The following is a 468-nucleotide window of genomic DNA, read 5'->3' as shown; positions in this document are numbered from 1 at the left end:
CTTGTCCATTGCTCTTCGTGGTCTCGTAGATGTGTATAAGAGACCTCTTGACCCGTCCGCGACAGAGGATAGCGATTAAGTCGTCTACGTACCTTTTGCTTATTCCGTCAACTGCGCGATTCACGTCGAACAAGATGCGTTCGGTTTCGTTCAGCTATCGGTCGTCATGAATCCGTTTGACTTCAGCTTGAAACTATCCCATCAACAGCAGTTTACGACACCAACATTCTACATCGGGTATGCGGACGGTTTCGCGGATATGAGTGCTCATGCGCATTCCTTTCAGCGGGACGTCATCATGCCGCGTGCGACGGAGCGTCCTGTTCTCTATAACTCCTGGGAAGCGACGTATTTCGAGGTGACGGAATCTGGTCAACGTGAACTCGTTGATCTTGCAGCAGGAATCGGTTGTTAACTGTCCGTCGTCGATGACGGTTGGTTCGGCGAACGCCACTCCGATCAAGCGGG

The 468-nt window shown here is 51.7% G+C and carries 1 protein-coding gene; it reads left to right on the top strand.

The annotated features are described in order from the left end of the window. Nucleotides 1-166 precede the first annotated feature (166 nt). Entirely contained in the window at nt 167-415 is a 249-nt protein-coding gene (locus ACZGCQ_RS16920) for an alpha-galactosidase (protein WP_481266889.1), read from the top strand. The last annotated feature ends 53 nt before the right edge of the window (nt 416-468 follow it).

The organism is Exiguobacterium sp. HSB13 (genome assembly GCF_056764755.1).
The sequence above is the reverse complement of the archived record's forward strand: the minus strand, read 5'-3'. Positions and strand labels throughout refer to the sequence as shown.